Origin of the sequence: Methylocystis sp. L43, assembly GCF_015709525.1 — a bacterium.
Classification (GTDB): domain Bacteria; phylum Pseudomonadota; class Alphaproteobacteria; order Rhizobiales; family Beijerinckiaceae; genus Methylocystis.
The window spans coordinates 38,942-52,217 of sequence record NZ_JADNRA010000018.1 but is presented as its reverse complement, the minus strand read 5'-3'; the positions used below and the strand labels follow the sequence as shown (position 1 = coordinate 52,217).

At 64.1% G+C, this 13,276-nt stretch carries 10 protein-coding genes; 6 read left to right on the top strand and 4 right to left on the bottom strand.

Translation table 11 applies throughout. From position 1 onward, the window contains the following. The first annotated feature begins 4 nt into the window (after nucleotides 1-4). Nucleotides 5-394: a hypothetical protein gene (locus IYX23_RS03505; protein WP_196393797.1), complete on the top strand. Its 390-nt coding sequence runs from the start codon at nucleotides 5-7 to the stop codon at nucleotides 392-394. 72 nt (nucleotides 395-466) lie between these two features. Next, nucleotides 467-1,561, top strand: coding sequence for an AAA family ATPase (locus IYX23_RS03500; RefSeq protein WP_196394004.1), 1,095 nt, complete (start codon nucleotides 467-469; stop codon nucleotides 1,559-1,561). A 48-nt stretch (nucleotides 1,562-1,609) separates the two neighbouring features. Here IYX23_RS03500 and IYX23_RS03495 read toward each other — a convergent pair whose 3' ends face one another. The 3 genes from IYX23_RS03495 to IYX23_RS03485 form a co-directional block, all read right to left on the bottom strand. Next, the gene (locus tag IYX23_RS03495; protein ID WP_196393796.1) at nucleotides 1,610-2,800 is read right to left on the bottom strand and encodes a hypothetical protein; all 1,191 of its coding nucleotides are present in this window, start codon (nucleotides 2,798-2,800) and stop codon (nucleotides 1,610-1,612) included. A 353-nt stretch (nucleotides 2,801-3,153) separates the two neighbouring features. Next, the gene (locus IYX23_RS03490; protein WP_196393795.1) at nucleotides 3,154-3,666 is read right to left on the bottom strand and encodes a hypothetical protein; all 513 of its coding nucleotides are present in this window, start codon (nucleotides 3,664-3,666) and stop codon (nucleotides 3,154-3,156) included. A gap of 27 nt (nucleotides 3,667-3,693) precedes the next feature. Continuing rightward, nucleotides 3,694-4,212 (bottom strand): HNH endonuclease, encoded by a 519-nt coding sequence (locus IYX23_RS03485; protein ID WP_029648069.1) that lies wholly within the window; start codon nucleotides 4,210-4,212, stop codon nucleotides 3,694-3,696. A gap of 423 nt (nucleotides 4,213-4,635) precedes the next feature. On the opposite strand from IYX23_RS03485, the gene IYX23_RS03480 reads away from it, so the two are divergent. The 3 genes from IYX23_RS03480 to IYX23_RS03470 all read left to right on the top strand — a co-directional run bounded on the left by IYX23_RS03480 (nucleotide 4,636) and on the right by IYX23_RS03470 (nucleotide 11,651). Next, on the top strand, nucleotides 4,636-5,832 hold the full coding sequence (locus IYX23_RS03480; RefSeq protein WP_196393794.1) for an exonuclease SbcCD subunit D: 1,197 nt from the start codon (nucleotides 4,636-4,638) through the stop codon (nucleotides 5,830-5,832). Further along, entirely contained in the window at nucleotides 5,829-9,602 is a 3,774-nt protein-coding gene (locus IYX23_RS03475; protein ID WP_196393793.1) for an AAA family ATPase, read from the top strand. The genes IYX23_RS03480 and IYX23_RS03475 overlap by 4 nt, the downstream gene beginning before the upstream one ends. Nucleotides 9,603-9,887: 285 nt before the next feature. Next, nucleotides 9,888-11,651, top strand: a complete 1,764-nt coding sequence (locus IYX23_RS03470) for a porin (RefSeq protein WP_196393792.1) — start codon at nucleotides 9,888-9,890, stop codon at nucleotides 11,649-11,651. Nucleotides 11,652-11,738: 87 nt separating this feature from the next. On the opposite strand, the gene IYX23_RS03465 is transcribed toward IYX23_RS03470, so the two are convergent. Then, complete coding sequence (locus IYX23_RS03465; protein WP_196393791.1) at nucleotides 11,739-12,389, bottom strand: Fe2+-dependent dioxygenase; 651 nt, start codon at nucleotides 12,387-12,389, stop codon at nucleotides 11,739-11,741. 424 nt (nucleotides 12,390-12,813) lie between these two features. Between IYX23_RS03465 and IYX23_RS03460 the strand changes: the two genes are divergently transcribed. Further along, nucleotides 12,814-13,047, top strand: coding sequence for a hypothetical protein (locus tag IYX23_RS03460; RefSeq protein ID WP_196393790.1), 234 nt, complete (start codon nucleotides 12,814-12,816; stop codon nucleotides 13,045-13,047). Nucleotides 13,048-13,276: the final 229 nt, after the last annotated feature.

Below are 13,276 nucleotides of genomic sequence, written 5' to 3'. Positions count from 1 at the left end.
GTTCATGACGCCGCTTACTCTTTTTCTCGCAAAGCTGATCGGCGCTTACGCGCTGATCATGTCCGCCTGGATGCTGGTGCGCAGGGACGTGGCGCTCCAGATGATCGAGAGCATTTCGCGCGAGCCCGTCGCCATCGCCTTCGTCGGCATGATACGCCTCGCGATCGGTCTCGCCATTGTGATCGGCCACGACATTTGGAGCGACACGGCCGCGGCGCTCGTCTCGCTTGTCGGCTGGATCACGCTGATCAGCGGTTTCCTGACGCTGTTTCTGCCGCCGCAGACGGTGCGCGACATTTTCGCCCGAATGGCATATGAAAAGCGCTATCCCGTGTTTGCGCTCATCTCCTTCGTGCTCGGCGGCGGGCTGCTGATCGCGGGCTTCAGCGCCTGACAAGATTGATAATGGCGCTTGTTCGCCGGCGTCGGCTCCGCCATCGTGACGCCTGGACTCGACACCCTAGCCATGCCCATCTGGACGCCCGAACAGGATCAAGCGCTGACCGCCGTCGCGCGCTGGCTTGAAACGCCCGGCGCGCGGCAGGTGTTTCGGCTGTTTGGATACGCCGGAACGGGCAAATCGACCCTCGCGCGGCATCTTGCCGAACATGTCGAGGGCGACGTCGCCTTCGCCGCCTTCACCGGCAAGGCGGCGCTCGTCATGCGCTCCAAGGGCTGCAAGGACGCGCGCACAATTCACAGCCTCATCTATCGCGCGACCGACACCGAGACCGAAGAGCCGTCCTTCGTTCTCAACGACGACAGCGCCGCGGCGCGTGCGAAACTCATCGTGGTCGATGAATGCTCGATGGTCGACGAGGAGCTCGGCCGCGATCTTCTCTCCTTCGGCAAGAAGGTGCTGGTGCTCGGCGATCCGGCGCAATTGCCGCCGGTGAAAGGCGGCGGTTTCTTCACCGACGCCGAGCCCGACGTGATGCTGAAAGAGGTGCATCGGCAGGCGGCGGACAATCCGATCATCCGCCTGTCAATGGCGATCCGCGCAGGCGAGAGCGTCGAGCGCGGCGTCTTCGGCGATACGCGCGTCATCAGCCGTGACTCGCTTGATCCGGCGCTCGTGACCGGCGCCGATCAGGTGCTCGTCGGCCTGAACAAGACGCGGCGCGCCTACAATGGGCGCCTTCGCCAGCTGCGCGGATTTACGGGGGACTTGCCGCAATCAGGCGAGAAGCTCGTCTGCTTGCGCAACAATCGCAAGAAGGGACTTCTGAACGGCGCGCTGTTCACGGTAAAGAGCGCCGGAGCCCTGCGCCGCGGCAAGGTGAGAATGCTGGTAATGCCGGAAGATGGCGAAGCCGCTAAATTTCAGCGCGTGGCCGTCGTACCGCAACTGTTCGGCGCGGAAACCGACATTCCTTATGCGCTTCGCAAGGACTCGGACGAGTTCGATTTCGGTTATGCGCTCACCGTCCACAAGGCCCAGGGGTCGCAATGGGACGACGTGACACTTTTCGATGAGTCCTTCGCCTTCCGCGAACATCGGGCGCGATGGCTCTACACCGGCGTGACGCGCGCGGCGAAAAGGCTGACGCTCGTCATGTAACGTTTAGAATGGGCCTGCTGACGTCGGCTGTTGCAGCGAAGTTGGGATTTATTTTCCCCAGGCGTCAATGGCGTCCGCGAAGACGCGCTCGCCAGATGGGCCTTTTTCCATGTTGATCGTCGCCGCGCGGCCGTCGGCGAGCTGCATCGGCAAGTCTAACGCCGCGAGCGACCGCAACAGGAGAATATTGCGCGCCTCATGGTCGCCCCGCATCAGCCCGATGAGGAAATTGTTCTCGGTGATCGGCACGGGAATGCCGGCGACTTTTTCTCCCGACTGTGCATCGGAGCGTCGCATCTGAATGGGGCCGATGGCCTTGACGCCGCCGATGGGACTGCCGGGCGCGACTGTGAACGACACATTGATGGTGTGCGAGGCCGAAAGAGTCGCGTCGGTGTTCTTGCGAAACAGGAGAGTCATTTTCAGCTTCGCGTCGGGGACCTCGATGTCGCCGCGGATGGCCGATCCGACGGGTTCGCCAGGCCCGCCGACGTTCTCAAGACGCCAGACGGCGGAGCCGTTGTAAATCTTGTCGACCTTCGTGGGCTCGGCGAGGGAGCCGACCCACATCTCCGCCTTTTGCGCCACCGGCACTGCGGGGCTGCGCGGCGTCGGCTTTTTGGCCGCTTGCCCGTCGCCCGCGACGCGATCGTTGATCTTGCCGCCTTCGGGCCCATTGGAGGCGGACTGCTCCGGTTTCAGTTTGGCCAGATCCTCCGGCTGCTCGCGAAGCTGCCAGGCGAGGGTTCCGACGACCGCCACGAGCGCGACGACAACGCCGGCGACGGAAAGCATGAGACGCTTCGAGCGCTGCGGCCTCGGCGCGGGCGGCAGCGGCGCTGGCGGCCTCTGTGGTTCGCGCAGCGGGACATCGTCCTCGCCGCCGATGGACGAGTGACGCGCGTCGCCCCAAGACGAATCCGCGTCGTCATTCGGCGCGCGTTCGGCAGATTTGGCCGAGCTGATCGGATGCGGCTTGCGTTGCGGCGCAGACGTCCCATCGCGAGCTTGCGTCGCTTGCGCCTCGTTTGCGGCGCGCTCCGTTTCGACTTGCTGGATCGCGTCTTCGAGCGCGCGGCCTTCGGCGGCAATATCGGCTTCTGCGACCGGCGGCTGGATGCCGCGCAACTGATTGAACAGCGCCTTGCGGGCGCGTTCATAGACCGCTTGGCGCGTGTCCGGCGTGGACTGCGGCAGAGCGGCGACCGCTCTCGCGATCAGAGAATGGTAGTCTGCCATGTTCGGTTAAGAGCACTTCCGGCTTTTGGCGTCAATCCTGACGCCGTCAGAGTCTAAGAAAACCCGGGGATTTCGCGACGTCGGCGCCTCATGATCTCATAGGCGCCTCAGTTCACTCGATGTGTCGCCAAAATGGAGATCAAGCATTCCTGACGTCAATGATCGCTTCAGCGCGCATTCTTGCTTCATTCGCCTGCCTGCGCACGTCTGAGTATGGATAAGACCTCGAGCATGAAGGATTCTTGCGACTCGGCGCTCGTTCAGATGGCCGGCTGTTTTGCCGGATGTCTCGCGCGAAATTCATTGCGACGCGCTTGCGTCTATTGGCGCCGCTTCCCCGTGAAGGCTGCGCGTTAAACTTCGCCAAGCGGCGCTTTGGGGCGCGCCATCTGACGCGCGGGCGGCGGCGCGGCGATCACCCAGTAAATCGCCCCCGCCAGCGCGCCGGTCAGAAAAAACAACAGCGCGATTCGTAATTCGAGGGGGCTGGCTTCGCGGGCGCGATCAAGTCCCATCGCAGCGCGGGCGATCCACGGCGACGCGCCGGCAAGCGTCGCGCTCGCGCCCGAATACCAGAGGAGCGAGCGTGCGCCGGCGATCTCGCCGATCAACGCCGCGACCGCGAGCGGCGCGACGCAGGTGGCGATGACGATCGCCCAGATGAAGAATCCGAATGTCGCCAGAGGTTCGCCCCATCCGCCGGCGCGCGCATCTTCTTCGACGAAGGCGAACAGGCCGGACGTTGCGGCGGCAAATCCAGCCTCCCGCGTCGCCGGATCAAGGAGCGCCGAGACGATAAGAAAAATGGCGGCGACGCCCACAGCGAGGACGAAGCCGAAAGCCATGACCACGACTCGGCGCATCATTGGAGCCTTCTTTCCTGGCGCGCCAAGCTATGGTTCGAGCACCGAATCCCAATAGAGATAGTCCATCCAGCTTTCGTGCAGGTAATTGGGCGGAAACAGCCGGCCGTTGCGATGCAGGTCGGCGACGCTCGGCTGAAAGGGCGCCTGCGCCGGCGACATGTGCGCCTCCTTCGGCAGGCGGTCGCCCTTGCGCAGATTGCACGGCGAACACGCCGCGACGACGTTTTCCCACGTCGTCGCGCCTCCCTTCGATCGAGGAATGACGTGGTCGAACGTCAATTCCTCATGTTCGCCGCAATATTGGCAGGTGAAGCGATCGCGCAGAAAGACGTTGAATCGCGTGAACGCCGGGTGTCGGGTCGGCCGCACATACTCCTTGAGCGACACGACCGAGGGCAGACGCATCTCGAAGCTCGGGCTTTTGACGGTCTTGTCGTATTCCGAGACGATGTTCACGCGGTCAAGAAACACTGCCTTGATGGCGTCCTGCCAACCCCACAGGGAGAGCGGATAGTAGCTCAGCGGCCGGTAGTCGGCGTTGAGCACAAGCGCGGGGCACGCCTGCGGCGACACGGTCTGTTGACGAAAGTGTGCAGTCACCCTGCTTCCTCTCGGATTAGGGGCCTGACGGACCGCGCCAAGGTCCAGCCCTTTGCGATGCCGCATATTTTACAGGCACGACGACAGGCTTGTGAACCCCTGCGACATGACTTCCGACGCTGGGGAGCGCTTCGCCTCTAGAACGGGATAAACGCCGGCCAATACGGCGCGCTGCAAGAAAGAGCCTGTCCCTGGAAGTAATCGTCATGTATGTGTCTCAACACTTCTATGCAGTACTTTTGCCGCTCGCTTATCAGCAGCTCGTCCTTTGCTGTCGGATCGAAAAAAACCGCGAATTATTCGTCCGAAGTCCAGCGCGTCCAAGCGTGGCCCTTGCCCACCGCCGACGGCCTGGCGCCTACTGCTGGAGTGATTCGCCTTCTTCATACGGCCGACTGGCATCTGGGCGCGACGCTGCAAGGCTGGTCGCGCGACGCCGAGCACCGCAACGCGCTGGCGCAGCTTGTCGCCATCGCCAGGGAGCGCGCGGTCGACGCCGTCATCGTTGCGGGCGACGTTTTTGACAGCCTCAATCCGTCCGCCGACGCCCAGCGGCTGCTCTACGACACATTGCGCGATTTGCGCGTCGCCTGTCCGCATGCGCTGATCGCGCTGGTCGCCGGCAATCATGATCCGGCGGCGCGACTCGAAGCGCCGCGCGCATTGTTCGAGATGGCGGACGTCGTTTCGATCGGCGCCTTTGCGCGTCGCGACGGCGCCTTCGACGCGCGCGCGCATCTTTCGCCCATCCGCAACGCGAGCGGCAGAATTGGCGCACATTTGCTCGCGCTGCCTTATCCGCGCGCGGTGGATCTGCCCGCGACGACCGGCGCCAGCGCCGTGCGCGAGGCCTATCGCGAGGCGGTCGAGAGCGCGCGTCGTGAAATCGGCACGGCGCCGCTCATCGTCACCGGCCATCTTCATGTCGCAGGCGCGCTCGAATCCGAAGGGTCCGAACGACGGATTCTCGTCGGCGGCGAACATGCCCTTCCGTCGGATATGTTTTCGCCAGATATCGCTTACGTTGCGCTTGGCCATCTGCATCGCCCGCAATTCATCGACCGCGAGACGATCCGCTACTCCGGTTCGCTCATTCCGATGTCGAAGACCGAGATCGGCTATGCGCATGGCGTCAGTATCATCGATGTCGACGACAGCGGCGCCGTTGTCGTTGAACATGCGCCGATCATCCGCCCCATCCGGCATTTGCGGGCGCCGGCGGCGGGCGCTCTGTACGTGGCCGAACTCGAGTCTGCGCTCAAGGCGCTGGAATTGGACGCTTCGGCGCCGATCGACGCCTGGCCCTTCGCGCATCTTGCGATCAGGGTCGACGGCCCAGCTGTTGGATTGAAGGCCGAGCTCGACGCCATCTGCGAGAAATTTCCGCTGCGCGTCGTTTCGACCAGCGTCGAACGGCCACAAGCGCCTGCGGCGGCGCCGACGCCGCTGCGCCTCGCCGAGCGCAAACCGATGGATTTGTTTCGCGAAGCCTTCGAGCAGGCGCACGGCGTTACCCCCACGGACAATCATTTCGACTGTTTCGAGCGTCTTCTGCAGGAGGCGTGACATTGCGCATTCTGGCGATCAGAGGCGCAAATCTCGCCAGTCTCGCAGAAGGCTTCGCCATCGACTTCGACAGCGAGCCGCTGCGCTCGGCAGGACTCTTCGCCATCACCGGCGAAACCGGGGCGGGCAAGTCGACGATTCTCGATGCGATCTGTCTCGCGCTTTATGATAAATTCCCCCGCGTCGTCGCGGCTGGCGCGAGCGAAGGCGCGCCAGATCCATCCGGAGAGACGCTCGGCGCCGGCGACCCGCGCGCAATTCTTCGCCGCGGCGCCGGACGCGGTTTCGCGGAAGTCGATTTTATCGGCAAGGATGGGCTGCGCTATCGGACGCGCTGCGACCTGCAGCGCGCGCGCGGCAGAGCGTCGGGCGCGTTGCAAAAGCGCGTCAGGTCGCTGTGGCGAATCGACGAGGCCGGGGAAATCGTCGCGGCGGTCGAGAGCGGCATAGAGCCGGTCAACGCCCGCGTCGTCGAATTGACCGATCTCACCTTCGACCAGTTTCGTCGCACGGCGCTTCTGGCGCAGGGCGAATTCGACGCCTTTTTGCGCGCCGACGCAAAGGAGCGCGCCGAACTTCTCGAAAAGATCACCGGCGCCGAAATTTATGGCGTTCTGTCGCAGCGCGCCTTTGAGCGCGCTCGCGAAGCGCACCAGGCGACGACGCTTGTCGAACGCCGTCGCGCCGAGATCGGCGTGATGTCGGAAGATGAGCGCGCCGCAATCGACGCAGTCGTCGCAGCGACCGAAGCCGAACGCGCGCAAGTCGCCGAAAGGCGCAGCGCGATGGCTGATGCGCTGCGCCGATTCGACGCCTTGGCTCAGGCCCAAGCAAAGCTTGCGCAGGCGATGTCGGCGCACGCGGGCGCCTTGCGGGCGTTCGACGAAATGGCGCCGCGGCGCGAAACGCTCTCGGCGCTGGCGCAGGTCGAGCCGTTGCGCGCGCCGCGGGACGACATGCGGCGCGCCGAGGAAATACAAAAGGCGGCGCTCGATGAGGCCGCCGACGCCAAAGTGAAAGCGGGCGCCGCTCAACAAGCTTTCGCCGCGCAGGAGGCGCAAGCGCTCTCGGCTGCAGAGTCGGTCGCCGCCTCGGAAGCGCAGATCGCCCGGTTCGCGCCGATATGGAGCCAAGCCGCGGCGCTCGACGCGCGCATCGCCAATTTGGCTCAGGAGGAAGCAAAAGCGCGAAGCGTCGCTCAGGACGCCGCCTCGCGCGCGCAGGCGAAGCGGGTCGAACGCGCCGAAACAATGGAACGGCGCGCCGATATTGAACGCGAGAAGGAGACGGCGCTCGCCGATCTTGCGCGCCTCGAGCCGGCGCGGGCGCTCAGCGAACGCTGGCGAGACATCGACGATTGGCTGACCAAGCGTGCCGAAATCTCGCAAGCCAAGCGCGCCTGTGATGGCGCGCTCGCAGCGGCCTTCGCCGACATCGATCGCGGCGACGCCACGCTTGCGGACTTTAACGCGCGCGACGCGCAAGACAGAGCGGCCTGTGAAAAGCTAGCCGCGCAAATTGCGGACCGCGACTGCGCGCTCCTCGCCCTCGACGAACCGGCCGCGCTCGCCCGCGCTGACGACCTCGCGCGCGCCGTCGAGCACATCGAAGCGTTGCGCAGATGGGCGCGCGTCTATGACGAGGCGGACGTCGCGGCGGCTTCCGCGCATCGGGACATCGCCCGCTACGCGCAGGACGAAGCGGCGGTTCGGCAGAAGCTTGAGGGAGTACGTTCGGAGCGCACGCGACAGGCGGCGCAAAGCGCCGAGGCCGAACGCTTCGGCGAGTTGGCTGATGCCGCGGCGGATCCCCACGCGCTGCGATTGCGCGCGGCGCTGAACGACGATGCGCCGTGCCCCGTGTGCGGCGCGCGCGAACATCCTTTCGCCGAGACGCATGACGCGGCGAGCGCGTTGATCGACGCGCTGCGCGCGCGGCGCGACGAGTCGCGGCGAACGCTCAGCAGATTGGACCAGGAGACAGTCTCCTTGAGCGCGCGGGCGGCGCAGGCGCAAGCGCTTCACGAAGACGCGTTGCATCGCGCGGCACAAGCGCAAGCGGTTCGCGCGCGCGCCGAGGCCGAATATGCGTTGTTGCTGAGCGCCGATTGCGCGCGAGATATGGCCCCGGAGCTGGCGCCGCCAACGTCAATTCCATCAGCCTCGGCGCGGCTGCAAGTATTGGCGAAGGAGGTTGCGACAGCGCGCGATGGCGTCGCGCAAAAGCTTCGCGCCGCGCGTCGGCTGCGGGACGAGCGGGACCGCCTGGGCGGAGAGCGCGACGCAATTCGTCAGGCGCTCGACGCGCGTCAGGAGGAGCGTGCGGCGCTCGCCGTATCGCTGGACGCTTTACGGGAAGCGCGCGCGCGGTCCATGGCGGAAGGCGCGGGACTGGTTGAGCGCCTCGAGTCGCTCGATCGGTCGCTCGCGCCTCATCTGCAGGCTTGCGACCTCTCGGCCGCTGATCTCGAGCGCGACGCCGCTTCTGCGCGACGCCGGCTCGAGACGGCGGGCGCGCGTTACCGGGAGGCGCTGGCGCGGTTGGATGAACTCGCAGCAAACCTCGCCGCGATCGGACTGAAGGCGGAGCGCGTTGCGGCGGAGACAGACAGCGCATGCGCCCGCGAGGCCGAGGCCAAAGGCGATCATGAGGCGCGCGCGAAGAGCCTTACTGAGGCGCGCGACGCGCGCGCGCTGCTTCTGGAGGGAGAAGCGACGGCCGCGCATCGATCCCGCTTCGAGGCGCGCCACAGGGCGGCGATTGTGGCGCGCGACGAGGCGCGCCAGCGGCTCGCTGAAGCCCAGCAGTCGAAAACCGCCTGCGAGACGCGTCACGCCCATTGTGCAAGCGCCGCGGAAAGCGCGGCGGCGGGCGCCGAACAGACGCGCACGGCCTTTTCTACGGCGCTCGAGACTGCTGGCTTCGACGAGGCGACTGCGACGCCGCTTCTTGCGATGTCGCGCGAGGAGCAGGCGGAGCTGCGTCGCGCCGTTGAAGCGGCGGAAGCCGGGCGCGCCGCCGCCGAGGCCGCCGTCAGGGCGCGGCAGGTTGATTACGATGAAGCCCAGGCCGTCGCCCCGGCGGAAGTTTCGCGTGAGCAGCTTGCCGCGGAGGAGAGCGACATCGCTGGACGCCTCGACGAATTGGCGGCGCGGCTCGGCGCGCTGCGCGAGCGTGGCGCAAAGGACGATGAGGCGCGGGAACGCGCGGCCGCGCTCGGCGAGGAGCTCGAACAGGCGCGCATAAACGCCAAACTCTGGGGCGAGATCAATGAAGCCATCGGCTCGGCGAGCGGCGACAAGTTCCGCCGTTTCGCGCAGGCCGCGACGCTGCAGCATCTCGTGGCGCTCGCCAATCAGCGCCTGGCGCTGCTTGCGCCCCGCTACGCCCTGGAGCGCTCGGGCGAGCCCGGCTCGCTGGGCCTCCAGATCGTCGACCGCGATCTCGGCGACGAGCGCCGTTCGACGCGTTCGCTGTCCGGCGGCGAGCGCTTCCTTGCGTCGCTCGCGCTGGCGTTAGCGCTTGCCGGGCTCGAAGGCCGCAGCTCATTCGTCGATACGCTGTTCATCGACGAAGGATTCGGCGCGCTCGATTCGGCGACGCTCGACGTCGCCATCGATGCGTTGGAGGCGCTGCAGGGACAGGGCAGGCGGGTGGGGGTGATCAGCCATGTCGATTCGCTCCAGCAGCGGATCGCGACGAAGATCTGCGTCGAGCGCCGGGGCGGCGGAATTAGCGTGGTCCGACTGCGTGCGCCTGGCTTCGCGTGACGCGTGATGCCACTGGCCGACCCTGAAAGAAGCCGCCGATCGATTCTGCCGGCAGGATGAGTTGCGTCGAAAAAGCCGCAAATTCGCGGCGACGCTTCCGGAAAAAAACCTGTGATGTGGCGGTAAAGCCACAAAAAACAATGATCAGCGCCAGTGAGTGTGGCGCTGGCGCCACACCTCTTGTGCCTTGCAACGTCACATTACGGCTAGGCCAAAGTTTGTCATGGGCCCGTCATCCAGCGTCGGCTTCACTGTCGCCCGAAAGTTAACCGGGGGATCAGACCAATGAAACTTGGAGTTGGACAACGCGCGCTCGCCATCGCTGCGTTCGGCTTATTTGCAACGGGTTCGGCCACTCCGGCCGCGGCGGACACCGCGTCCGAACTTCGCGAGTTGAAGGCGCGGCTGCAGCAGCTTGAAGCGCAGGTCGCCAAGCAGCGCGCCGAGGTCAAGCGCGCGACCAATGTCGCGAACGCCGCTCACGCGCATGTCAGTAAGGACGGTCATGGCCATCCGCCGCCGCCGCCGGTCTTCGTCAGCTTCAAGAACGGCCTGTTCGTCGAAACCGAAGATAAGGCTTTCTCATTCTATGTCGGCGGCCGCGTTCATGCCGACGGCGGCTGGCAGAGCGACCCCGCCAACGGCGACGCGAGCAATGTGCTGCTGCGCCGCGCCCGTATCGATATCGCCGGCAAGGCGTTCAAACATTGGTATTATCGGACGCAGTTCGAATTCGGCGGAAGCAGCGGCGCCGCGAGCTCGGCCAACGTACGCGACGCCTGGCTGGGCTTCAACTATCCGATCCTGGCCAAGCTCGGCCTCCCCTATGAAAAGAACATCTTCATTCAGCTCGCCAATCAGTTGAGGCCCCTGGGACTCGAGGCGATGAGCACCTCGAACTCAGGCATCACCTTCATCGAGCGTTCGATGATGTCGGACGCGTTCAACACGCCAAGGCGACATCTCGGCGCGTCGATCTCCACGGGCGATCACAATTGGGGCGTCAAGACCGGCATCTACAGCACCAGCCCGCAAGACACGGCCATCCGTCCATTCAACAATCGCCTTGGCCAGTATTGGGAGGTTGACGGCCGCGCGGTCTTCCTGCCGATTCGCACCGAAGAGGATCTGATCCATATCGGCGCCACGGGCCGCTATTACCAAAACAATGGCGCGACCGGCGCTTCGAACGATGAATTGCTCGTCGGACGCGGCGTGCGCAACGAAGCCAACGCGCTCAACACACGTCTGCTCGGCACGCCGGATATGTCGTGCAATCCGGGCGGTCCGTTCAATCTCTTTGGCTCAGTATGGGCGGCTAACCAGGGGTTGGGCGGCTCGCTCGCTCAGAACAACTGTCTGAAAAACTCCACTCAGTTCAACGTCGAATTCGTGGCCGTTCACGGGCCCTTCAGCATTCAGGCCGAATACTCTCAGCAATACTACAACCGCAACTCCTACAACTCGGCTGCTCTGCTGATTACCCCCAGCGCGCTGACGGGCGTGCCCGCGTTTCAGGCGGCGCGGCTCGCTGCGGGTCAGGGTCTCCAAAGCTCCTCGGCATTTGACGGCTTTTATGTGCAGGCGCAGTGGTTCCTGACCGGCGAAACGCGCATCTCGGGCTATACGGACATCGAGCACAACGTCAACACGCCCTACACTTTCTCGACGCAGCCCAAGATCCTCAATCCGATCAGCAAGGGCGGCTACGGAGCTTGGGAAGTCGCGGGGCGCTGGAGCTCGATCGACCTCAACAACGGCGCGCAAGGCTCCTGGAGCTATCTTCCGGCCTATGGCGCGCTCGGCCTCGTTCCCGGCGTCGCCACTCCTGGGGGTCTGGCCTCGGCTGTTCTCGCGGCGAATTCGGTCGGGCTGACCGGCGGTCGCGTCAACAAGATCACGCTGGGCCTGAACTGGTATCCGGAAAAGGGCTACCGCTTCCTGTTCAACTACGGCCGCGTTCTTGCCAATGTCGCGCCATTCAACCAGCCCTGGCTCAATTCGAACGACACCAACTCCTTCCTCACCCGCGCGGAAGTCTGGTGGTGACAGTCTCTTCCGTCTGACTCGCAAGCGCTCCCGCCGGGTTCTCCCGGCGGGATTTTCATTTGTATCCACGACTTGTTTTTAGATATTTCACTCGTGCCACATCCGGATCAGATCGCCGATGACTTTCAGCTGCAGATCGGCGATCGCGTCATGTCCGTTCTTTTCCATATAGGCGCCAAGAACGGCATTGAGGTCGCGTAGAACTTTGCGGCGGCCTTCATCGCGGATGCGGCTCTTGATCCAGCCCACGCAGGCGAGACGGCTGCCGCGCGTCACTTTGGCGACGCGATGCGTCAGGCCGGTCGAATAGACGAAAATGCTGCCGATTTTCGGTTTGACTTTGATGAGCCCGTGCTCCTGCTCGAGCACAAGTTCGCCGCCATCATAGTTACTGTGATCCTCCAGAAACAAAGTGAAGGACAGATCGCAACGGACGCCTTCCATGATCGGGGAGTCGGAATGGTTTCCGTATTCCATTCCCTCGTCGTAGCGATTGATGATTACGCCGACGAGCTTCTCCGGCATTGCGAAAAGATCGACGTCCGGGTGCGCAAAAATCAGTGACTTGATCTCGTCGACGACTTTGCCTGCCTTCCGCTCGTCAAGCTGAAGATTTTTCTTGACGTTCGCCGCCATTCCGCCGGCCGTGGACGCCCCCGAAACAAACGGCGCGTTGATGATGCGCTGACGGAAGCGCGCGCACTGGTCTTCGTCCAGAAAATCGTCGATGAGCAGCACGTTTCTCGCCTTGAATTGTACGCAGACGTCCCCTCGCTACTCTCAACGAGCGGTCTTGGAAACTGGGAGCGGACAGCGTTGTGGTTATCGTCCGAAGCGGCTGATCGTAGCATCGCCGCGCATGTGAGAGTAGGCCAACACGCTGAAGATCAACGGACAAGGTTTTCTGCGCAAAGAGTAAGCCGCAAGTCGCCCGGTCAGGACGGCGGCGCGACCCCGCGCAACGCGCGGGCGTCGCCGCAAACGCCACGTCCCACGCTCAGTTACGCAAATCTCGGCTGAAGGCCGCGCATGCGCGGCATGCCGCTTTCGACCTCCAATCGAAACTGAAGCTCTGTGAAAAATTCGGGCGCGTCTGTTGACGTGGACCTAGTGTGACATAACTGTGACATGCGGACCTTCGCCTTACTCAGGAGCTTTTTGAATGAAACAGCGCGTGCTCTTCGCTGCTGCGGTCACGGGATTTGTTGCATTGAGCCAGTCCGCTCTCGCGGATCATAAGCGTCACGTATCGCCCAACCGGCATCCGAACCATGCCGCTTGTGAGCGCAGTGGTTGGAATCATCCGTCTTGCGCTCATCTTGGCCACTACGGAAACAGCGCTGACTACTACTATCACCATGATCGGCGCCAGCATCACGGAATGGCGCTGGACTGATCCGGTTGGGTGAAGGCCTGCTCAAAAGTCGGAGAAAGGTCATGAAGAAAACATTGACGGTAGCGTTTTTCGCCCTTGCTTGCGCACTCGCAAGCGGCGACGCTCTTGCCCAACGTGGGCGCGCGCCTTGCTGCTATCCGGCTGCGCCGCCGTGGCTGCAGCACCAAGTCTGGGCCAACGCGCATTATCTGGGGTGCGATTATATGCGGCAGCTATACAAATACGGCGA